Origin of the sequence: Algoriphagus aurantiacus (genome assembly GCF_035156405.1) — a bacterium.
Taxonomy (GTDB): Bacteria; Bacteroidota; Bacteroidia; order Cytophagales; family Cyclobacteriaceae; genus Algoriphagus; species Algoriphagus aurantiacus.
Window position 1 is genome coordinate 1 of record NZ_JAXRUT010000025.1, and the last position, 22,725, is coordinate 22,725.

15 protein-coding genes and 2 pseudogenes are annotated in these 22,725 nt (G+C 34.2%); 6 read left to right on the plus strand and 11 right to left on the minus strand.

Annotated features, from left to right (window positions below; translation table 11 throughout):
* The 3 genes from SYJ56_RS20200 to SYJ56_RS20210 all read left to right on the plus strand — a co-directional run.
* On the plus strand, nucleotides 1-2,017 hold a 2,017-nt coding region (locus tag SYJ56_RS20200), incomplete at its 5' end, for an Ig-like domain-containing protein (RefSeq protein ID WP_323837338.1).
* Nucleotides 2,018-3,005: 988 nt separating this feature from the next.
* A complete protein-coding gene (locus SYJ56_RS20205) occupies nucleotides 3,006-3,893 on the plus strand; it encodes a glycoside hydrolase family 16 protein (protein ID WP_323837339.1) in 888 nt (295 codons plus the stop codon).
* Between the two features lie 215 nt (nucleotides 3,894-4,108).
* The gene (locus SYJ56_RS20210; RefSeq protein ID WP_323837340.1) at nucleotides 4,109-5,425 is read left to right on the plus strand and encodes a hypothetical protein; all 1,317 of its coding nucleotides are present in this window, start codon (nucleotides 4,109-4,111) and stop codon (nucleotides 5,423-5,425) included.
* Nucleotides 5,426-6,078: 653 nt separating this feature from the next.
* Here the strand turns inward: SYJ56_RS20210 and SYJ56_RS20215 are convergent.
* From SYJ56_RS20215 to SYJ56_RS20235, 5 genes are all read right to left on the minus strand, one after another.
* On the minus strand, nucleotides 6,079-7,365 hold the full coding sequence (locus SYJ56_RS20215) for an NAD(P)H-dependent oxidoreductase (protein WP_323837341.1): 1,287 nt from the start codon (nucleotides 7,363-7,365) through the stop codon (nucleotides 6,079-6,081).
* A gap of 169 nt (nucleotides 7,366-7,534) precedes the next feature.
* The gene (gene rfbG / locus SYJ56_RS20220) at nucleotides 7,535-8,671 is read right to left on the minus strand and encodes a CDP-glucose 4,6-dehydratase (protein ID WP_323837342.1); all 1,137 of its coding nucleotides are present in this window, start codon (nucleotides 8,669-8,671) and stop codon (nucleotides 7,535-7,537) included.
* A gap of 182 nt (nucleotides 8,672-8,853) precedes the next feature.
* The gene (gene rfbC, locus SYJ56_RS20225) at nucleotides 8,854-9,390 is read right to left on the minus strand and encodes a dTDP-4-dehydrorhamnose 3,5-epimerase (protein ID WP_323837344.1); all 537 of its coding nucleotides are present in this window, start codon (nucleotides 9,388-9,390) and stop codon (nucleotides 8,854-8,856) included.
* Entirely contained in the window at nucleotides 9,390-10,646 is a 1,257-nt protein-coding gene (locus SYJ56_RS20230) for a UDP-glucose dehydrogenase family protein (RefSeq protein WP_323837346.1), read from the minus strand. The genes rfbC and SYJ56_RS20230 overlap by 1 nt, the downstream gene beginning before the upstream one ends.
* Entirely contained in the window at nucleotides 10,643-11,746 is a 1,104-nt protein-coding gene (locus SYJ56_RS20235) for an NAD-dependent epimerase/dehydratase family protein (protein ID WP_323837348.1), read from the minus strand. The genes SYJ56_RS20230 and SYJ56_RS20235 overlap by 4 nt, the downstream gene beginning before the upstream one ends.
* A gap of 675 nt (nucleotides 11,747-12,421) precedes the next feature.
* Here SYJ56_RS20235 and SYJ56_RS20240 point away from each other — a divergent pair.
* The 3 genes and pseudogenes from SYJ56_RS20240 to SYJ56_RS20250 form a co-directional block, all read left to right on the plus strand.
* Nucleotides 12,422-12,873: pseudogene (locus tag SYJ56_RS20240) on the plus strand (IS1595 family transposase); the annotation flags it as partial.
* A 216-nt stretch (nucleotides 12,874-13,089) separates the two neighbouring features.
* On the plus strand, nucleotides 13,090-13,926 hold the full coding sequence (locus SYJ56_RS20245) for a DUF5672 family protein (protein ID WP_323837349.1): 837 nt from the start codon (nucleotides 13,090-13,092) through the stop codon (nucleotides 13,924-13,926).
* A gap of 384 nt (nucleotides 13,927-14,310) precedes the next feature.
* A pseudogene (locus SYJ56_RS20250) lies at nucleotides 14,311-14,857 on the plus strand (IS1595 family transposase); the annotation flags it as partial.
* A gap of 676 nt (nucleotides 14,858-15,533) precedes the next feature.
* Here the strand turns inward: SYJ56_RS20250 and SYJ56_RS25980 are convergent.
* The 6 genes from SYJ56_RS25980 to SYJ56_RS20275 all read right to left on the minus strand — a co-directional run bounded on the left by SYJ56_RS25980 (nucleotide 15,534) and on the right by SYJ56_RS20275 (nucleotide 22,542).
* Nucleotides 15,534-15,908, minus strand: a complete 375-nt coding sequence (locus SYJ56_RS25980; protein WP_416377820.1) for a GDP-mannose 4,6-dehydratase — start codon at nucleotides 15,906-15,908, stop codon at nucleotides 15,534-15,536.
* Nucleotides 15,872-16,654 (minus strand): glucose-1-phosphate cytidylyltransferase, encoded by a 783-nt coding sequence (gene rfbF, locus SYJ56_RS20255; RefSeq protein ID WP_323837351.1) that lies wholly within the window; start codon nucleotides 16,652-16,654, stop codon nucleotides 15,872-15,874. Before rfbF ends, SYJ56_RS25980 begins: the two co-directional genes overlap by 37 nt.
* Before the next feature lie 351 nt (nucleotides 16,655-17,005).
* Entirely contained in the window at nucleotides 17,006-17,896 is an 891-nt protein-coding gene (locus SYJ56_RS20260) for a glycosyltransferase family 2 protein (protein WP_323837353.1), read from the minus strand.
* A gap of 45 nt (nucleotides 17,897-17,941) precedes the next feature.
* A complete protein-coding gene (locus tag SYJ56_RS20265) occupies nucleotides 17,942-19,240 on the minus strand; it encodes a lipopolysaccharide biosynthesis protein (protein ID WP_323837356.1) in 1,299 nt (432 codons plus the stop codon).
* Nucleotides 19,241-19,364: 124 nt separating this feature from the next.
* Nucleotides 19,365-21,704: a GumC family protein gene (locus tag SYJ56_RS20270; RefSeq protein ID WP_323837358.1), complete on the minus strand. Its 2,340-nt coding sequence runs from the start codon at nucleotides 21,702-21,704 to the stop codon at nucleotides 19,365-19,367.
* Between the two features lie 28 nt (nucleotides 21,705-21,732).
* A complete protein-coding gene (locus SYJ56_RS20275) occupies nucleotides 21,733-22,542 on the minus strand; it encodes a polysaccharide biosynthesis/export family protein (RefSeq protein ID WP_323837360.1) in 810 nt (269 codons plus the stop codon).
* Between the last annotated feature and the right edge of the window lie 183 nt (nucleotides 22,543-22,725).

Consider the following 22,725-nt stretch of genomic DNA (forward strand, 5'->3'; position numbering starts at 1 on the left):
CGCTGTCGATATTAATGTCGGAGAAAAAGCAAATGTCGCTCCGATAGTGAATATCACCGCTCCGGGTGCAAACTCCCAGTTCATCCAGGGAGATAACCTTAACATCACTGCCAACGCTACGGATGCGGACGGAACAATTGCCAAAGTCGATTTCTATAATGGAAACACGCTTTTGGGAACTGACACTTCTTCTCCATACAGCTTTGACTGGGCTAATCTTCCTGTTGGAAGCTTCTCAATCACAGCTAAAGGAACTGACAACAAAGGAACAGCAACTGTTTCAGCTCCTATAGTAATTAATGTCATTGAAAAAGCTAATGTGGCTCCGAAAGTGAATATCACTGCTCCTAGCATAAATTCCCAATTCATCCAGGGAGATAACCTTAGCATCACTGCCAACGCTTCAGATGAGGACGGAACAATTGCCAAAGTCGATTTCTATAATGGAAACACGCTTTTGGGAACTGACATTACTTCACCGTACAGCTTTACCTGGGCAAATCTTCCAGTTGGAAGCTTCTCCCTGACTGCAAAGGCTACTGACAACAAAGGAACGACTACAGTTTCAACCGCTGTCGATATTAATGTCGGAGAAAAAGCAAATGTCGCTCCGATAGTGAATATCACCGCTCCGGGTGCAAACTCCCAGTTCATCCAGGGAGATAACCTTAGCATCACTGCCAACGCTTCAGATGAGGACGGAACAATTGCCAAAGTCGATTTCTATAATGGAAACACGCTTTTGGGAACTGACACTACTTCACCGTACAGCTTTACCTGGGCAAATCTTCCAGTTGGAAGCTTCTCCCTGACTGCAAAGGCAACTGACAACAAAGGAACAACAACCGTTTCGACTGAAGTCACTATTAATGTAAAGGAAGATGAGTCTACAGTCAATCCTATTGAAGTTGTTATACCAGAAATATTAATAGTTACTCCTATTACTAACCAAGAATTCGATGAGGGTGTAAGTATTGATCTAATGATCATGTTCCAAGGATCTGACGAATTCGTGAAAAATGTAGAATACTATAGTGGTGACCAACTCATAGGCTCTTCGAGCGTCAGCCCATTTAGTTTCACATGGCAAACTCCAGCTTCAACTCAACACACTATTACTGCAAAAGCAATTGGAGAAGACCCTAACAAATTTAAAATATCAGAATCTGTGTCTATTCTAGTGAAGAAAAAAACCCAGACAATCTTCCAAATTATAGATCCAATCAAGGATGCTGTATTCAATGGAGGGGAAAGTATCTCCATAAGGATACAAATTCCAGAGAACAGCAATCCTGTCAATCGAGTAGATTATTTCCGGGAAGATATAGTGATTGGAAGCTCAACTTCTGCACCTTATGATTTTACATGGACAAATGCTCCAAAAGGTGATCATAACTTGTCAGCTAAACTGATTTTTGCTGACGGAACCGAAAGCTTATCGAACACAGTTCCAATAAAAGTTTTGAAAAGGAATCAAGCGTCGGTAAAATTGTTATCTCCAAGCAATAAAAAAGAAATCCAATCAGGAGAAAACTTAGATCTTAATGTAGAATTACTGGAATTTGAAAACAAAGTTGAATTCGTAGAGTATATCCTAAATGGCGAAAAATTGGGAAGCTCTGAAATGCAGCCCTACAGTTACCAATGGAAGAATATTCCAGATGGAGACCACCAGTTAATTGCTAGAGCAGTTGATGCTAGAGGCTCATCTGTCTATTCTGCGCCAGTAATTTTAAAGGCTCGGAAAGACATCAACAACATTCAACTGGAATATGTAATCGGTCCAAACCCAACTACAGAAATCCTTAATGTAATCTTTACAAATTTAGATGGTGTCTATGATTTCGAATTTAGAGTGATATCCATGGATGGTAACGTACAGCGAACTTTCAAAGCAAGGCCTGAAGAATCAATGGTAACAATTGATGTTTCCGATTTGATAAATGGTGTTTATGTACTACAAGTATCTGGCAATGGAAATAACATTTCGAGTAAGAAGTTTATAATAAAAAAATAATGAACACCTCGAAATATGAGTAAGATTAATATAGGAAATTTTACTAGCTGCCTAGGTCAGGAAAACCTAAGCTAGCTCCACTGAACAGCAACATATAAGTTAACATACTGACGAATGAATTAAGAGCTTCCTTAAAAAAGGAAGCTCTTTCTATTATCTAAAAAAATGATTTCAAATCGGTAATGAATTGTTTTACAGCTTAAAAGAAAACATTACCTATTTAGTATGACTCAAAAAATCTCGATACGAAACAATAATCATTCTATTGGTCTTCCTACATCCACTTTTCCTTCTCATGCATATACATTCATTCTACTAATTTTGAAAACATAGCTTAGTTATCAGTTTTGGCATACTTTTGAATAGTTTATATGACGCCCTCTCCTACCAAGGCTTCCATCAATGACTATCATGGAAATCTTTGGAGCATTTACAACTTAGATAAAATGAACTAGCTTCTTAAATCAGTCCCAAAATTTTGACCTCCCATTCCTGCGGAAATTTACTGTCAAAAAGAGCACATAGTTAATTAACTACAGAAAGTCCAAATCCTAAAGTTTTAACCAATAAAATTTAGAATTAAAAAAAACTAAAATAAATGCTTTGATACGGAAAGCTAAAACCAGCTGATCCAATCAGAATAGTCATTCCGGAAATGTATTACCTTTCAAAAAAAAATAGCAAAAAGAGCCTTCCCATATGGCTAGTAAAAAGCCTCTATCAAAGAGGACATCTCTGAATTAAAAAGACCCAATATATGCTAGATTTAAATAGATTTGAAAAAAAAAATTGGTTTTTGAATTGATAAAACGATATTTTTTTACAAAAAAGTTTCAAAGTAAATTTGATTAATGGATATTAGCATGCATCAGAAAACCCTAAAAAATAAAATTATTCATATAAAATCAATTTATTTTCATATGCAAATAATTTATACATTTGTTAGAAAAGGAGAATAAATTTCAATTTCCACCAATTAATAATACCCATGGATAAGTTCATACTAAGAAACTTTAACTCAATAGTTTTCAAATTTAACAAAAAGAAAAAGATCCTGATTTTCCCAATCATGATCTTTGTAATAAGTTCGTGCCTTGAAAAACAAGAACTAGTGGTTACATGTGACCCTTGCACCAGCCCTATCTCATATGAGGGATATACTAAAATATTTGACGATGAATTCAACTCGGTCAATTTTGATGAAGAATGGGAGTTTGTTCAGGGAAACGGATGTCCAGATGCTTGTGGATGGGGTAATGGGGAACTTCAAAACTACAATGAAAACAACATTAAAATCCAGAACGGTAACCTTGTGATCACGGCCAAGGAAGAAATACAAGGACAATCTTCATATACATCTGGAAGGATTAGCACACTTGATACATTTTCATTTACATTTGGGAGAATTGATGTCAGAGCCAAATTACCTAAAGGCCAAGGATTATGGGCTGGAGTTTGGTTATTAGGGGATAACATTAAAGAAGTTAGCTGGCCAACTCCCGGCCACATTAGTCTGCTGGAGTTAAGAGGAGGAGATATGGAAGGCAGAGATAACACCTTAATAGGGAAAATTATATATGGAACCCCTAATCAGGTTGAGACCTTTAGTGATTTCACCTCTTTAAAAAGTGGTATTTTCCATGATCAATTCCATGTTTTTTCCATAATCTGGGAACCTACGAAAGTTCAATGGCTGCTTAATGATCAAGTTTATTTTGAAAAAACTATCGATTCTTCAATGAATGATACATTTACTAAACCATTCCATATAAATGTAAATTTGGCAGTAGGTGGACAATTCCCAGGCAACCCTGACAACAGCACTGTTTTTCCACAGGAAATGGTTGTTGATTACATAAGGGTTTTTCAAAAATAAATTAAAACTTAGCATCAATTTCAAATTTTTGATTAAACAGTACTAATTACATTATAAAATTCGGTATTTTTTTTTTTTAAAAATTATCGGATTTTATTTTATTTTTTGACGATCTTAAAGTAGATAAAATTTAGGAAAATTTAAAATCCAAATGATTAGGTAATGATTTTGGGAATTTGTACTTATAATTAATTCAGATAACCTAATACTTACAAATGGAAAAAACCAAATTTGATTATTTTTTTTCAGCATTTTTTCTGATAATAGCTGCAAAAACTACATTTTTGACCTATTATGATATTTTTTGGTTCATATTTTCTATTTCGTGCCTTTCATACGGCCTATACAAAAGAAGAATTTATGTATCAGATCTTTATGTTTTTGTTGGCTTCACTATTATATATATAGTCTATATTATTTTCAGAAATGTATTCTTTAATAAACTTGATATTAACTATCTATTAAGTGACATTTTTTTCCTTCTGAAGTATATACTTTTAGCTTTTATCTTTTGTATTGTTTTCAAAAGAAACGCTACAATTCTTATATCTGAAGTAATAATAAAATTTGCAAAAATATCATTGATCCTATATATATTTCAATTACTAGGGGGCGGGGAAGTATTGTTTCGGATAGGCATAATATTTCATAATATATTTCCATATCCAGGCAACAGCGAAACTTATTCCAACTTCTTAATATTCACATATGATAAGCTTCATTCTATAAGAAATTCTGGGTTTGTATGGGAACCAGGAGCTTTTGGTTGTTTTTTAACTATTGGATTATTGTTTCATTTTATGAAAAATAATTTCAAATTTGATAGAAACTCTAAAATTCTTGCTGTATCAATTTTAACTACAATTTCAACGACAGCATATTTAGCTTTTGGAGTTTTAATGTTCCTCTATTATCGTGTTAATGGAGGAATAATAAGTATCAAGATGATATTGGGATTTGCAGTTGGAATAGTGTTATTTTTCTCACTTCCATTTCTAGGGGATAAAATTATACAAACCTATCAGGACGACGTGAAGGCTCTGGATGATTATGAGATGATCATAAACGGATTGGATTATTTTACTGAAAATGAAGGAGAAGTTAAATTGAATAGATTTGCAAGTGGTGTTTTTTTATACAGAAATTTTGGACATCAATTAATATTTGGTGTTAGTAACGCATACATCAATGTCAAAAGTAGTGTATATGGTGTTGAAATTAGCAAATTTAACATCTCAAATGGAATAATAGATTTTATTGCCAAGTTTGGTATGATTGGATTGATATTTCTATTTTACCGAATTGGAAATTTTATTTACATTCATTATCAGAAATTAGAGTTCTCATTGTATATTATTTTCATAATCTTAGTCATGAATTTTGGAGAACCACTATTAATCTTACCAATCACTTTAATATTTCTATTTTTACCAAGATTTTCAGAAATTGAAGAGGAAGATGAAGAAGAAGATGAAAATGAGGAAGAAGAGACAAAACTAAGGAATGCAATTAATTTTTACAGTAAAAAATAGAAGCCTTTTTTGAAATTTTTATATTGATATTTATGCAAAAGGTATTAAAATTAGGAAAATTTTAATGGTGATTATCCCCTAGACAGATACTATTCAGAATGGCAACAAGGATTAACTCAAAGCCAACAGCTTTGGGGGAAGGTTGAGTTAGATAAAGAAGATGAGTTTAAATTCATTATTTTACCATATCAGAAGTTGTTCTCCTATCATTAACGAGGTGCTGTTTAGTAAGTGTTCTTAATTTTTAATGTAACTCAAAAATCCACGTCCTTTGGGCGTGGTCATGTTCTTGTGGGGCTTTGCGCGAAACGCATATGCGGTTGAGAAAAATTTGTGGTGCTTAGCAAAAATCGGGGTCAAAGCCACATCCTTTGGTTGTGGATAGTCCGATTTTAACAAATTTTTTACTTCCTCATGGAGAATTAAGTTCTTTTTGTACATATATCTTTAATAATGTGGGTGGGGGTTGAAAAATTCGATAAAAGTTAAAAATTTTCAAAAAGCACTCGGAAGCTAGATCATAAAAAAATAACATGAGATCCCGTAGTTATTAGAATAAATAAGTCATAAATTAAATTTCTGTGGTATCTACATAATTTTGAAGTTTGTTAATAAAGAATCTATTTTTAATCATCACAATTTATTTTGATTTATTATTTAAATGAAGTAATCTGCTCCGATTTTAATTTATCACAAAGTCTATTTGAAGGAATTGTTACATCATCATAAGTCAGAACTTTATCTTTCGGAACATTATTTTTTACCACACAACCTTCTGATAGTCCCATTGGCAGAAGGTTCTCTAACATAGCCTGATCATGATTTTCACAAAGGCCATAGGCCTTAAATCCGCCCACTCCATCTAATTCATCTCCAGGTTTCAAATCACATTTTGCCGTGGTGACCACATCTACAATGGATCCACCTAAAGGTACAATCACGGGATCATCGAAATCAATCAATCTTGCAATTGAACTTGCGATATCAAAAAACAGAAGATGATATGGTACATAAAAGCTATAGAGAGGTCCTGAACCCAACTTTCCATATTTCAGGTACTTTGTCGAATATGAATCTTTTGCAGCTGCATAAACAAAAACTCCTGGGGAAGGTTTTGCACCAACAATATATTCTACAATGCCTCCCCACTCTCTTAGTTGATCTACCTTAAATAAATGGGTTAAATTATCAACATGATCTGTAGATTCATAACCTAGCATCCCCCTTTTAGCTACCCGCATTCCGGTGGCATTAGCAATACAGGATTGCTCAAATGCTACTTTTGTACCATCAGCAAAATTTGTGGCCATTTCAGGTAACATACCCCATGAATCTGCAAAAGCTTTTTGGGTTGCGGGGGTTCGGTAATAATCCAGCATACCCTTTACATTTCCACAGACCAAAGGCTCAAACCCCATTCCCTTTACATACCTATAGAGATTCATTGTAACTCCAGGTTGATCGCCATCTCCAAGTGCATATTTAACACCGAATTGTTTTGCCTTATGATAAAGAATAGGGCCTAAAGTGGAATCCAGTTCTGCGTTAAATGATAAGACGTGTTTACCTTTTTCGAAAGCTTTGAGAATGGTATCTGCTCCAAATTCAATTGCTCCGGTGGATTCTACGACAACTTCCACATCGCCAAGACTCAAAAAAAGATCCATGTCTCCTGTGATCACAGATATTCCATTAGATATAGCATGATTAGCCTTTCCCAAATCGTCTGTGACTAGATAATTATGAATGTTTAATGCTTTATAAACATCAACTGCTCTTCCAGGAGTACGATTATAAGTGGCCGCTACAGTCATTCCAGGGGTGTAATGCATAATTTGATTAATCATACCTTTTGCCATCTCTCCCGACCCAATCATACCTACCTTTATCGGATTTTTATTTATTTCCCTATTTTTCAAGGCGGTATCTACTATTATCATTTTTCTATTTTTTTAATATTTATAATAATATTCAGATTATCTGAAATATTAGATAAGTAATTTTTTTTGGAAGTTCATTACAAACAAAATTAGCTTATTGGTTTTAAGCAATTTTCAAAAAATAATTTCTAAACCAAATGCTTCATTTTTGTTTCGTAAACACAATCGGTTAATCAGAAATTGAAACTTTATCTAAAACTGACCATTTGATTTTCCTATCAGATGCTATTCTTTCATAATCCGAAATTTGTTGCTTGGTAAAGGCAATTACATCTTCTGGTTTATTATAAAACATATAATACCAGTCACCAGTAAATTGAACCAACTCATCTAAATTGAGAGTCGGTTGCCATTTTAAATCAAACATTGCTTTATCGCAATTAAGCTTTAACAATCCAGCTTCAGAAAATTTAAATTCACCTGTCTCGAAAAAAGCTTCGTTTACATTTTCAAAGCCCCAACTTTTGCTCAATCTTCCAAGAAGTTCCATCACCGTAATACTATTCTCTGAGGGAGGACCAAAATTATACCTCTCTCCATTAAATTCTCCGCCATTCCACAACTCTGCAGCTACACTTAAATAGCCACTCAATGGTTCGAGAACATGTTGCCAGGGACGGATTGCACCTGGGTTTCTTAATTCTACCTTTTCAGATTGACTCCATGACCTCATGCAATCAGGCACAATCCTATCAGGTGCCCAATCTCCTCCTCCTATCACGTTTCCTGCTCTTACTGAGGCCATTTTAATATGAGGCAAGTGTTTAATAAAAGAATTATAATAAGAATTGATGACAATTTCTGCAGCCGCTTTGGAACCACTGTATATATCCTTGCCTCCAAGCATATCTGTTTCTTTATATCCCCAAACCCATTCAACATTTTCGTAGCACTTGTCTGAGGTAATAAAAATGGCTACACATTTATTCTCCAAACTCCGGATGGCTTCCAATACATTCCCTGTTCCTATAGCATTGGTTTGAAAGGTTTCTAAGGGATCTATATAGGACGAAGAGACGATGGCTTGTGCTGCCATGTGAAATATAAAGTCAGGGGCAATTCTTTTTATTTCAGACTTTAATGAGGATAAATCCTTAACATCCAACACTATGTGCTCCAGTTCCTTTTCAAGTTCTAATACTTCAAACAATGCAGGTTGTGTTGGAATGTCTTTTGATATTCCATACACTTTAGCGCCCAACTGGTTTAACCACAATGATAACCATGAGCCTTTAAAACCAGTATGGCCAGTAATTAGAACTCTTTTTCCGGAAAATACTTCTAACATCATATTTAATTGTGCCATAAAGATTTTTTTTATTACCTATAATCTTACCTAACTTAATGCTTTCTCAGTTATGAAAATTAAATCGATAATCGACGACCTAAACAATTTCAAATTGATCGAAAAACCTTTCTTTGGGAAGAAGCGGATAAAGACACGATATTTGAAATTTCAATATATGAATCGATTTTTATAAATTTTGTTTAAAATGGAGAATCATAATCTTTTAAACTAGGCATTTTTTGGTCTTTATCCGAAACTATATATTCCATTTCAGGCCAATCTATACCACAAGAATCCCATCTTATACCGCTATCACACTCTTGGCTGTAAACGGTAGTAGTACGATTGAGGAATATACTGCTTTCTTCTAACGCTACAAATCCATGTGCCATTCCAGATGGAATATATAAAAGAGCAGGACTCCGAGAATCTAGTACAAGGCTATAATATTGACCGAATGTGGGGGAAGATTTTCTTATGTCTACTACCACATCGAAAATACTCCCATACAAGCAAGAAACGCATTTGGCATGATCATCTGGAGGAATTTGAAAATGTAAACCTCTTACAACACCCTTAGAGGAAACTGAATAATATTCTTCAGGAAAATTGACTGGCATGCCTAAAGCTTCAAATGTAGGCTTGTGAAATATTTTTGTCAGAGCTCCTCTTGAATCTGTAAAAGTCTTTGGTTTTAGTACAAAGCAGCCTTTTAGATTTGTTTCAAATACCTCCATTATAGTGTATATCTAAAATCAAACACTTTCTTTTTTTGCAGTTGTTCCTTCTTTTCTTTGAATTCATTCCAACCAGTTAACAAGACCATGCAATCCACTTTATCATATAGTTGATCCAAAGTAGCTAAATAGGTGATTGGCAAATCGGGATAGTGATTTTTAAATTCTTCATTGGAAATTGGATCGTATGCAAAAATGTTGCTATACCCTTTTTCCAATAACTGTTTAATAATTTCTTTTGGTGGCGTGATCCTGACATCATCTGAATTTGGCTTGAAGGACAAGCCTAAGATCCCCAAATTTGTGTTTGGGCTAACCTCAGCAATAATCTGCTCCACCAAAAATGGTTTAATTTCTTTGTTGACGTGAAGATTGGCTTTTAGCATTGCCGGTGAATATCCGTTTTTTTCTGCTACACTTACTAGGGCCGCCGTATCCTTTGGAAGACAATATCCACCATATCCACAACCAGGATAAACGTAACTTCTTATGCCTGCAGGATTACCAAACCATCGCTTGTCTTCATGCAAAATCTGAAATGCTTTTTTAATTTCAATATCCCCAATTGCACCTGCGATCATTGACATTTCATTTGCATAACTGATCATGGTTGAAAGCATTGTATTGGATAGATATTTGATGAATTCTGCCGTATTGTAATTTACATAATGAATGGGTGCACCGAAGGGCTGATAGACTTTATCGAGTATTTCTTTCGACTGTTCATCTTCTACTCCAATCACAACCCGGTCCGGACTGATAAAATCTTCCCAACAATATCCTTCTCTCAAAAATTCTGGATTTGATGCAAATCCTACTTTGCGACTTGGATTTTCTGCAAGTTTCTGATTGACAAAGGGAATTACTTCTTTAGATAAAGTCGATGGCGGGACGGTACTCTTTGTAATCAATACTTGAAATTTTTCTGTCGGGACATTCAATATTTGCTCAATCCCATTGAGTAGATAGGTTAAATCTGCGCTTCCATTTGCCTTTTCAGGTGTTCCAACACACAAAAAAATTGCGTCACTATTTTTTATTGCATCTTCAAAAGGCACATCGAGCAGAAAAGAACTGCCTAAAGTTTCGATTAAAATATCTTTGAGATGTGGTTCAAAAAAAGGAACATGATGCTTTTTCAAACTAGCTAACCTCGATTCATTGATATCAAAACCGTAAGTTTTAAAACCTTTTTTGGCAAGACCAAGACTGGTAGTCAAACCAACAAATCCAAGTCCGAGTACAGTTATATTCATAATTTACCTTCATTAATTTTTAAGAATGTTAAAAAGCGTTTCACACCATCCTGGACAAGAATCTCAGGACTATAATTCAATATCTCTTTGGCTTTTCTAATATCAGGACATCTTCTATTTGGATTGTCAGTCAAATATTCACTATCATCCGAAGTTTGAAAAATTGCCTCTCCCTGATAATCATAAACTTCCTTTGCATTAGTAATAAAAAGTTCAGCAAATTCACGAACGGAAATTTCCGGTTTTTCTACTCCAATATTAAAAACATCTAATTTGCCATGGCATAAGACTTTTAAATATCCGGTGATTGCATCAGAGATATAGCAGAATGTCCGGGTGGGTTTTCCATCAGAAAACATAACTAAATTTCTACCTTCATGGATACATTTCGCAAAATCCGCAGGAAGTCTTTTGTCATGAATATTCATACCAGGACCATAGTTGTTAAAAGGTCTCGCTATGGAAATTGGCATATTGAATTTTTCATTGAAAACATAACAAAGCGTTTCGCCAAATCTCTTTGCCTCATCATAACAAGCCCTTGGTCCCATCGTGGCAACATTACCCCGATAGGTTTCGGAAGTTGGAATAAATTCAGGAAACGGATCACCATAAATTTCACTACTGGAAAAAAACAAAAAACCCTTGATTTTTTTAGGGACATAAAAGTCCAATAAACGTCTGAGACCAGTAATATTTGCATCGATAGTTTCAAGTGGATAAATCCTGTAGAAAGTAGGAGATGCAATAGAAGCACCATGGATAATCAAATCCGCATCTGCTAATTCAGGTATCGAAGCGGGGTCATCTGAGATGATGTTAAAAGTGTGTAGGTCTACCTTTGGATTATTTTCTGATAACCTAACCAACCAATCTTTGGATCCAGTGAGAAAATTATCCAGACCTATGATTTTTTTGATTCCAAGTTTCTCAGAATAAGAATTCAAGAAATGCATAAAATAATATCCCAAAAACCCAGCACACCCGGTAATTAAAACTGTCGAACCCTGAAATTTCTCCTTTTCAGCTTCAGAAAGCTTATTAAAAATGTATTCTAAATCTTCTACTAAAATTGGATTCGATTCGATTTTTGTTGCCATACAATTGATTTAGTTTAAATATTTGAGTAATTATTTTCAAAAATAGGTTTCCGTTAAGGAAAAAGCCTCGAATAATCTTCTTGAAGAATTCATTCACAAAAACAGGGCTTAATCACAATTAATTTTAAAAAAAATCGCATAGACTAATCCAATAAAAGGTAAAAGTGTCGTTTCGCATTCCTAATGAACGAATTTAAAATTTATTTTTTCAAATCAGCAAGAAACTGCATTATTAATCTACAGAGGGTCCCAAATAAAATTCTCTTAATCGAAAAGGTCAGAATTTCTGAAACTCCTGTACCTTATCCTTAAAATTACACAAAATATATCAATGGGATTTTACCAAAGATTTGCGAAGGAATTTCCGATTTTTATTAATTGTGTATTTCCACTTTTCTGTTTGTAGCATTCAAGAGACCCTAACAGATGGAAAACTCAAGAATTGAGGTACTTCGGTCACCCGTCTCCCGTCCTGAGCGAAGTCGTAGCATCGGTCTACAGTCCACCTAGGATCATTATAAGTTTTTTTTTACAAGCGGAGTTGGGTTGGTGTCATGAATAGATTTTAATAATCTTACGGCCACAATCTTTTTTTGAAAAATTTAATCGAATAAAATAAATATTTCCCCAAAACCTTTACTTTTAGTGTTAATATATGGAATTCTCTCTGTAACCAAATTAAATAAAGACAGGCTATGTCAAAGCCATGGATCTTGGGCAACGACGGCTGAGTCTACGGTTCTGGAAAGATATTACAAATGGTAAATTGACTAAGATCTGTAGATATTTCAAGATGAAGAAAATTGAAAACCTGAAAGCCCAAGCCGCGGAAAAACTTAACAAAGGGCTGATTAATAAGAATGCCGTGGCCCAGACCGATGAAAGTACCACCTATGATAACTTCACCGATTTCATAGGTGTCAATGTTAAGGAAAATTCAATCTAAAATGGGTTATACGGCAATAAACAATTTAAAGAGGGATGTGAAAATATAGAAGGGAATCAGTAAGTTTTTTCATAACTGCCTAGATGATTGCTATTAAAAGCTAAACAAAAGATATTTTGGTGATAAATTGTTTCAAAGGCTAGATATTGAGTCAATCAACCTTTTGCAGGATTGCGTATAATCATATATTTACAAAAATATTCATAATCATGAACGTAGATGTTGTCTTTAAATTTAATTGGAATATAAATCCCACGAGCCCTCAGCCGCGTGGGAGGGAATCAATTCAAAAAAACTTTAAACCTCTGTTTCTAATGAGTACATGTAGCATTCCGAACAGACTTATTTATTTAATTTCATTAAATTCAAACTAATTTTTATTTTAAATTTTTAAATCATGAAAAAAATAGGAGTTCTAATTAGCTTTTATAAAAGCAAATTAAGTGCAAATGAAATTTTATCCTTAAAGAGATGTGTTAGTATTTTGGGCAAACATGATTTAATTCTTTTTGGACCGAATAATATTGACCTAAGCCTTTATTTGGAGCATGCTGTTGGGGCCAAAACCCATTTAGTACCGGGTGAACTTTTGAAAGGAGCGGATAATTATAGTAAGTATCTTCTTTCGGAAGATTTTTACAACTTTTATAAAGACTATGACCACATTCTTCTTTATCAATTGGATTGTTATGTTTTTAGAGATGATCTAAGGCATTGGGTCTCAAAAAATTATGATTTCATAGGCTCTCCATTTTTTGAAGACTTTGAAAGAACAACAACAAATAAGTTAAGTGGTGTTGGAAATGGTGGATTTTCTTTAAGAGCTCCAAATAAAATATTGGAAGTGTTGGAAAATTGGGAGAAAAAAATAACCTATGAGAGTATAATCAAAAATAAAGAGGTATTTCTAAAAGGGGATAAAATTCGATTGATTTCACAAAAGTTTTTGAGTTCATTAACCGGATATAAATTTCATATTCCTTACAATAAACTGTTAAAAGTCCCTAAGGATGATCTCATGATTGGATTATTCTTTTCGAAAGAATTGAACTTAATAAGAACCCCTTCCCCCATTGAAGCTTCAAAATTTGCAATGGAGACAAATTGTAGTTATTTATATGAACTAAATGGAAAGGTTTTACCTTTTGGCTGTCACGCATGGGAGAAATATGAGCCAATTTTTTGGAAAAATTTTATTTTAAATGAAAGTGAAGATAATTTAAATATTGTCTGATATGGTTATCCGCTATTTTGCAAGTAGGGTTGAATTGACGCAATAAATAGTCTATCAAAGAACCTTTCTCTAAAGTTTTTTGTGCTCAGATTATAACAAAACTCATAGAGGCACTTCTGAAGCTTTACTTCCAAGACCATTCTAAATGTTCTCAGATCACTTTTGAAGTTTATTGCGATGTGAGTGTGCCTAAAAATCCACTTTAAAAAACATTTTTATAAAAAATGACTGAGGTGACCATTTAAATTCATATAATATCCTATCTCAAATCAAGGAAATGAACATTTTTAAAGGACTAGGCATCATAGAGTTTAATCAACGCTTCAAAACTGAAGAACATTTTAAAAAATACCTCAGTGAATTGTAGTGGAATCAGGGATTTGTATGCAGGAAGTGCGTGAGGCCATGAAATCCAGCGAATCTCAACCCCTCACCGGAACGGTGCATGTAGGCGAGTTTGTTGTCGGAGGCAAGGAAACAAGACACGTAGTCAGAGGGTACGGGGGAAAGAAGAAAAAGGTTGTCTGTGCAGTTGAATTGACTGATTCAGGGAAAGTTAAGCGGTTTTATGCCTTGCAGATCAAGGATTTTTCAGCCAAATAGCACCCCCATCTTCTAAAGGCATGTCTCCAAAGATGCTCTAATCACAACGTACGAATGGAAAGGTTATCGTCCAATTAGAGAAGGGTATTCTATCACCCAAATCCCCAGTAAATTTGGGTTTAATTTCATCGCCTTACACAACCTGATCCATCAAGTCAAATCCTGGATCAGAACAACCTACTCATGGGTAAGTAAAAAACATATTGAGCGCTACTTAAATGAATATTCTTATCGAATAAATAGATCTCAGTCAAAGCAAACTATTTTCCATATTTTGATAAAAAGGATGGTTTCAGCAGACAAACTAGTTATTTCCTCGATTGTATGATACTAAATGGTCACCTCTAAAAAATGATTATCCGCAATTCTGCCAGTAGTTTGAAATAAACCAAATAAGGCTTCGACTTAGCTCAGCCACCCGGTTCTGATTTTTTAGATGGAAGAGGGGGGAATGCGGCGGCGCCGCATTCCCCCCCTCTTCCTATTTTCAATCTTAATCGGTCAATCGAGCTACTGTTGCTGAGCCTATCGAACCATGTCTAACTGACTCGAGATCAAATAGAATTAAATTTGGCTAATGGCAAGAAAGCGGACATATATTTTATAAAATCATAATTGTGAATGGTATCCACCATACAGTTACTTTAATCAGTGGCATAATGGATTAACTTTAAGTCCAAAATCGTGGGCCATGACCTCATACAATCCAAAACAATCCTATCCGCTTCCCAAACTCCATCTCCTATTTCAAAACCTGATCTCAGAGGACATTTTGATATTGGCAGTTTCTTGAAAAAGGAATCGTAGTACGAATAGAATACAATTTCATCAGCTGCCTTAAAGTCACTGTAGTTGTCCTTGCCTCAAAGCATGTCTGTCTTTTTATAGTTCAGACCGTCCTAATAGTATTTTTCTGAGGTAATGAAAGTGACGACACATTTTTGGTCCAAACCTCGTAATGATTTAACTATATCAGAACTACCTATGGCGTTAGTAGTAATGATTTAAATAGGGTGCAAATAAGACAAGGACACTATAGGTGGGCTGTCATGTGAAATAAAGTCAGGAGAAATTCTTTTAACTTCTGATTTAATCGAAGAAAGGTCCCTGATATCCATTAGGATGTGTTCCATCTCCTTTTCTAGTTCTAATGCTCCAAACAAAGAGGGTTGAGTAGGAATATCTTTGGATATCCCATAGAGTATGGCTCCCTTCTGTTTTAGCCATAATGACAACCATGAACCTTTGAAACCTGTATGACCGGTAATAAGGACTTTCTTACCTGAGAGAATACTTCTAACATCTGATGAGCTTGTGGCATTACTTAAAAATATGAAATTGATTACCAAATTTTCCAAGGAGCTTTCCCTGCATCCCAAAGCTCTTCGAGAAGATGCTTATCCCGAAGTGTATCCATAGGCTGCCAAAATCCAGTATGCCTGTAGGCAGACAGCTGATTGCTTTTAGCCAATTCCTCTAAAGGTTCTTTTTCCCAAACTGTATTATCATCTGAAATGAAATCCAATGCAGAGGGCTCTACAATAAAAAACCCACCATTTATCCAAGCATTAGTCCTACCGTCTCCAGTAGGTTTTTCTCTAAAGCTTTCAATTTTGGAATCCTCATTATCTAGCGTAAAAGCACCAAATCGACCGGGCTGACGAACTGCAGTCAGTGTGACGGTTGCATTTTGGGATTTATGAAAAGCAATGGATGCATTGATATCTATATCACATACGCCATCACCATAGGTTAGACAAAATGCTTCATCTTTTATATGTTCTGCAACACGCTTAATTCTTCCCCCGGTCATTACATTTTCACCTGTATCCACCAAAGTTACTTTCCATGGCTCGGATTTCTTCCTGTGGACTTCCATAGAATTATTAGCCATATCAAAAGTTACATCTGCCATGTGTAAAAAGTAATTGGCAAAATACTCTTTTATCATGTATCCCTTGTAGCCGCAACAAATGACAAAATCATTGATCCCATGAGAAGAATAGATTTTCATAATATGCCAGAGAATCGGTTTACCACCAATTTCCACCATTGGCTTAGGCCTTACACCGCTTTCTTCACTAATTCGGGTGCCAAAGCCTCCCGCTAAAATCACTGCTTTCATCTGAATAAATTTAAAAATTAGTTATAAGAATGTATGAATTATATAATACAAAATAATGTATTCAAAAACACCTGCGAATCAAAGTTAAATAAAAATATTCGAGTCAAAAATTAAATCGATAATTTTAAAATAGGAATATTCGGTAACTAGGGAATCAAGTTAAATTTAAGCGAAATATGGATTTTATGCATGCTTTTGAGCATAAGGTAATCTGAAGCTACAAATTGCTCCATGATCCTCACTTTAGCCTACTTCTTCCCTATTTTGAGGATTGGGATTCTAAAATGTGTTAGAATTAGGAGTTACATTTACTAGGTTTAGAAATGAATCCGACTTTCCTTATTGATGTAATCAGGGTCCTTGCTCAATTATAACTTCTTGCCTCTCAACTTTGAATTTATCATAAATCAAAGGGAACAGCGTCTTAACCCAAAATTTAAGAAACATTGAAGGGACTTCCCTAGGAAAATGGGTTTTAAGAAAAAACATGTATTCTTTATATTGCAAGCCTTTTGGGCTATACAAAAATTCAATCCTTTCTGAAAGTTTAGAATCCATAGATTTCCAATTCCTTACCTGATCATAATTGCAATTGCCCAACACACCTGGTGCAACCCAAACATCGAATCCAGCTTTTTTGGCCATCAAGGTATAATCAAAATCAGCTATTCCATGAATATATTTCTCATTAAGAATACCAATAGAGCTAGTGATTTCGCTAGGAACAAGCATAATATTAGCACATCCAAAATCACAATCCAGCTCATGAGACACACTATTAACAAGAATGTGTTTGAGTTTATGCGGAGAGTAAAGCTTAAACCCGCCATACGTAAATTTACCATCTGTAAAATCAGTGGTTGTTCCGATGGTAATATTTGAAATTTGATTGGCAAGTTTCATTTTCTGATTACTCTTGATCAATTTCTCTAACGTGTCACTAAAAATCTGAGTATCATCGTTTAAAAGTAAAAAGAAATCAAAGTCCACACCAGTAGCAAGAGCAGCCCTCCATGAATTCCGCATTCCCCCAGCCCAAAAAAGGGTTCCATTACCATACAAAACACTTACTTCAAGAAACCTTTCTTGCACGGCTATGCCTGTACCATCTTTGGAATTATCATCCGTCAAAAAAACTTGCATCTCATAATTTTCTAAAGAAGATTGGGAGTACAAATTCTCCAAACATTTTAAAGTTTTCTCCTTCCTATTAAAACAAGTCAGTAAAACTGCAATTTTCATTATCAATAATTATAAAGGATCAAAATAAATTTGTAAAAACTAATTTCACTTATCCCAAAATCCAATAGCCTTTTTATTAACTATTTTTTGAACCTGAATGTACGTAATCAGTCCGAGGAAGGTGAATACAATAATATTAGAATAAATTACTCCAGGCAGTCCATATATCCCACCTAAATATATTGATAGCGGAACATTAATTGATGCTGCTAAAACAATAGACACCACCTGAAGGTAAAGTTTTCCGACTCCATAAATAAAGGTTACATGAATATTGTACCAGAAATATGCAATGAAATAAATCCCCAATGTCCAAGTGACAGAGAATGGAACTAACAAAGAATCGCCAAGCCATAAGTTAAATACAAATGGAGATACAACCACACAGATTACATTAAGCACAAAAAACAATAAAAATATTCTCCGAAGGTTTTTTAAACTTTTTTCCATCCATACATAATCCTTTAATTCATATGCATCTGCAAACGCACTCCAGTAGGGATTCAAGATAACGGTAATTATCATGAATAAAGCAGTGAAATATTTATAAACGACGTTAAAAACTGAAACTTCTTCCAAGCCTAGAACTTTTGCAATGATAATATTGCTAGTTTGGTATAGCATCAAACTTCCTAACTGCACTATAAAAAATAACCAACCAACACTAAATAAGCCTTTCGACTTTTTAAAATCAATTCTCTTGAGATCAGGTTTAAAAACTGAAAGATCATGTGTGAAATAATAAATAGTATAAATAGCAAGAGAAACTACCGGAGAAAATGCTAATACAAGAACCAAATAAATCAAACTCTCTTCCGTGAAATAGGTTAAAAAAAGAACTCCCATTAATGAGATGACCAATGCTATGGTCTGTATTATATTTGATTTATAGGCAAGATGAACAGCTGTTAGTAAAACAGATATAATTTGGAGAACGAACTGGGCACAAAAGCAAACTAAAACAATTACCACTATTAAATTCACCGTACTTGTCAATTCAAGTGGCGTGTTGAAAAATTCAGTCCAGTCAACAAAAGTGTGGACGATCAAAAAGAACACAAAAAATACAGCAGCTATAAGTGCTAAAACGGCATAAGTCGTACTTACATAGATTTTTCCATCTACATATCGTTTCTGAGCATATTCGGCAGTAATTTTATTACGTAAACCATTTCCCATTCCAAAATCAAACTGGTTCATCCAGCCTACTACGGAACTAATAGTCAACCAAATACCATAATTAACAGCTCCTACATAATTTATAGAGAGTGGTATTAAAATCAATGAAATCAATATACCGACTCCCTTAATCCCTATGGAATTAATAATATTTTTGATTACCAATGAAGACCTGTCTCCATCTTTGAAAGCTGCTGAAAGCCTATTTGAAGCTACTCCTAGACTTGGGATATTAGAGAAAAAATTCAAAATTCGTTTGATCATTAAAAATTACTTACTACTATATGCACTATGCTCTAACTGAAACTACATCCTTGTCTTTCCCGGAGTAATATCCATAACCGAATTTACTTCCAAAGTATTTATTAGAATCATTCAATACCACAAAATTTTGTTTAAAAATTTTCTTGTCAATGATTTCAGCCAATGATTCTAAATTATCGATTCTAGTATAATTCATCCTAACTACAAACACCATTAAATCAGCAATCTTGCTTAAGGAATACGCATCTGCCACCAATCCTATTGGGGAAGTATCAATAATTATATGATCATACGATTTTTTTAAACTATCAATAAGTTTTACTATTTTTTCTGTACTAATAATTTCAGAAGCATTTTCTATTGATTTATTTGAACCAATTATATCCATATTATCATTAACTCCAGAAGGTGATATAATTTCTCTGACATCTTTGATGTCCTGATTTAAATAATCAAAAAGAGAAAGTTTGGTTTTAATATTTAAAGATTTAAAAATACTAGGTCTTCTAAGGTCAAAATCAACTACTACCACTTTTTTGTCTACGATACTAAGAGTAGTAGCTAAATTAAGACAGAAAAATGTTTTACCTTCTCCAGACATTGAGGATGATACCATTATTACCTTGTTATCATCACCTGTTTGGAACTTCAAATTACTTCGGATCATCCTAAGTTGCTCCGCAGCAGGGGATATACTTTTGGGACTAATCGCAATTACTCCTTTTTGCTCATTTTTTGCAATTTCACCTAAAATCTGAGCATTTAAAGTTTTTTCAATTACCCTTTTTGAGGTCACCTTGGAAGTAAAAAAATATTTTGCAAAAATCAGACCGAGTGGCAAGCATAATCCAAGTCCAAAAGCTGCTGCCATAATCATCAGTTTATTGGGCTTTACAGGCTTTAAACTTGCAATTGGTGGATCTACCATTTGTGCACTGCTAACACCTGTAATTTCCAACGCAAGAACAGCTTCATCCCGCTTGCGGAGTAAATACTGATATTGCTCTTGTTTAAGACCGGTATTCCTGTTTATCTCAACCAATTCTCTTTCTATGCCAGGTATGCTTTGCGCCTTATAGCTGCTCTCATTTAAAGCCGCCTCGTAATTTCGCTTATTAATTAGAAGATTTGATTTGATACTGCTTATGTTAGCCAAAATATTTGACTTTATATTCACTATCTGATCATTAAGGCTCAACAACTGGGGATTACTTGGTTGAACAATTCTTATAATTCTTTGTCTTTCTCGCTGTAGTTCATTGTATTTAGTAAGTAAACCAGATAGAGAAGGATCAAGGTCAGCCAACCCACCAGGGATTAGGTCATAATTCCCGCTCTGATTATTCATATTAAACTCGATTGATTCGAGAATATCTATTTTGCCACTAACTTCTGCCACTTGCTTCCTAGTCTCAGCCGTGCTTTCAAGGTAAATTTTTGAATTCATGCTGATATCGGTGATATTATTGCGGGTTTTAAAATCTTCACCAGATTTTTCAAATTCTTCTAAATCCTCCTTTACAATCCCCAATCTTTCATTTATGAAATTTATTGTTTTAAGGGCCGTTTCATTTTTCTGATTAATTATTCTTTGATTATATCCATCTATTACTGAAGACATAATTTGCTTACCCATTTCAGGAGATGAATCAAGCATCCTTATGTAAAGAGTACTAGATTTGATTGAAGGGTTTTCAAATTCAAAAACTTTGGAATAATTTTCAGCAGCTACTTGAGGATTCACTAATTCTACTATAACATTATCTATTTCAGGTGCAAAATCATTACTTGCAGGTCTCTTCTGGATTGATATCTCACCAAAAGACATTTTTATTTTTTGGTCAAATTCAAATTCCTTTTTCTGATCTTCATCAAGTATCAAAACAAATTTAGTTTCTGAGACTGGTTGAATTTCAAATGTTTCGGATGCTGATAAAAAGCTTTTACTAAAAGAGTCTACTGTAATATCTATTGGAGATTCAAATGGATCGATTTTCTTTTTAAAAAATTCATCGTCAACATAATAATTAATAAATCCTTTATTTTTAATAATTGCTTCCATCAATAAAGATTTAGACTTAAGCTTTTCAAGCTCATTTTCTACTGTTATAGTAGACTTCATATTCTCTAAATCACTTATGATGGCATTCTCCGTGACATTATTATTTCTTTCCCCTTCTTTAATAATTATGGTACTTGATATCAAATACTCAGGGGTAAGTGTCTTGACATAAATATAAGCACCCCCGCAGAAAAGGAGGATGAAAATTGGGAAGAGATACCAACTTTTTAAAATTGTTCTTAGAACAAGTTTGATATTAATCGGCTCCTCGTTGGAGTTGACTTCTTTATTAATTTTTCTCATAATATTTTAACAGAATATCCATCAGAGATCAATTAGTATTACCGAAAATAGCTTGCCAACTAAATAAGATTGGCACTAGCAAAGAAATTGCTAATGATAGAAAAACCATACTTCTTTCATTTGTACTGACCTTTACGGATTTCATCTTGTCAGGCTGAACATATATAATATCATTTTGTTTTAGGATATAATAAGGTGATGACAAAAGATCTTTATCGTTAAGATCTAAGGTAGTTACTGACCTTACCCCGTCTGATTCTCTAATCAGACGAACATCTTCACGAAGACCAAACTCTGTCATATCACCCGCTAATCCCAGTGCTTCGAAAATATTTAAATTCTCCGACGGCACATAAAATGTAGATGGATTTTTAACTTCTCCAATAACAGTGATTCTAAAATTAGCAAATTGAATCGTGACTACAGGATCTACGATATACTCCTCAATTCCCTTCTCGATTATTTCTGTTGCCTGTGATTTAGTAAGCCCTTCTAATTTCAATTTCCCAACTACTGGAATATTGACCTCCCCTGTTTCATCTACTAAAAATCCCTCAGCATTGATGCTATTAATGACACTTTTATTGAAATCAAGGTCAGTGGAAGGATCATTGAACATTGCATTCATTTCTGGTTGCAGACTACTCAAGCTGATCCTCAATAAGTCCCCAGACTGGATTTTCACTTGTCTATCTGGTTCTATTACGGTTTGATACTTTTCATCAAAATCCAAATTACTCATGTAGGTGAGGTTCCGGTTGGAGCAGGAGGAGAAAATAATTGACAGGAAAAGAAAAAACAAAAGCTGATTTCCCGACGAATTGCGATTACTAATCATTTTATTTTATTAATTAAATTTTCAAATCTTTAAATAGTCCCTATTCTATAACACTTATCTCCTTTAGTTCAACTTCTATAAAACCTGAAAATAAGCCAAAAAACATGTAAATTATTTTGTTATATTTTTAAGTATCAAAATTATCTCTTGAATTTCATTAAATCAAAAGAATCTAAGTTATAC

Excerpts from the sequence above, each read along its gene's own strand:
- SYJ56_RS20205 (WP_323837339.1), top strand. The coding sequence starts at position 3,006 with ATGGATAAGTTCATACTAAGAAACTTTAACTCAATAGTTTTCAAATTT.
- SYJ56_RS20210 (WP_323837340.1), top strand. The coding sequence starts at position 4,109 with ATGGAAAAAACCAAATTTGATTATTTTTTTTCAGCATTTTTTCTGATA.
- SYJ56_RS20215 (WP_323837341.1), bottom strand. The coding sequence starts at position 7,365 with ATGATAATAGTAGATACCGCCTTGAAAAATAGGGAAATAAATAAAAAT.
- rfbG (WP_323837342.1), bottom strand. The coding sequence starts at position 8,671 with ATGGCACAATTAAATATGATGTTAGAAGTATTTTCCGGAAAAAGAGTT.
- rfbC (WP_323837344.1), bottom strand. The coding sequence starts at position 9,390 with ATGGAGGTATTTGAAACAAATCTAAAAGGCTGCTTTGTACTAAAACCA.
- SYJ56_RS20230 (WP_323837346.1), bottom strand. The coding sequence starts at position 10,646 with ATGAATATAACTGTACTCGGACTTGGATTTGTTGGTTTGACTACCAGT.
- SYJ56_RS20235 (WP_323837348.1), bottom strand. The coding sequence starts at position 11,746 with ATGGCAACAAAAATCGAATCGAATCCAATTTTAGTAGAAGATTTAGAA.
- SYJ56_RS20245 (WP_323837349.1), top strand. The coding sequence starts at position 13,090 with ATGAAAAAAATAGGAGTTCTAATTAGCTTTTATAAAAGCAAATTAAGT.
- rfbF (WP_323837351.1), bottom strand. The coding sequence starts at position 16,654 with ATGAAAGCAGTGATTTTAGCGGGAGGCTTTGGCACCCGAATTAGTGAA.
- SYJ56_RS20260 (WP_323837353.1), bottom strand. The coding sequence starts at position 17,896 with ATGAAAATTGCAGTTTTACTGACTTGTTTTAATAGGAAGGAGAAAACT.
- SYJ56_RS20270 (WP_323837358.1), bottom strand. The coding sequence starts at position 21,704 with ATGAGAAAAATTAATAAAGAAGTCAACTCCAACGAGGAGCCGATTAAT.
- SYJ56_RS20275 (WP_323837360.1), bottom strand. The coding sequence starts at position 22,542 with ATGATTAGTAATCGCAATTCGTCGGGAAATCAGCTTTTGTTTTTTCTT.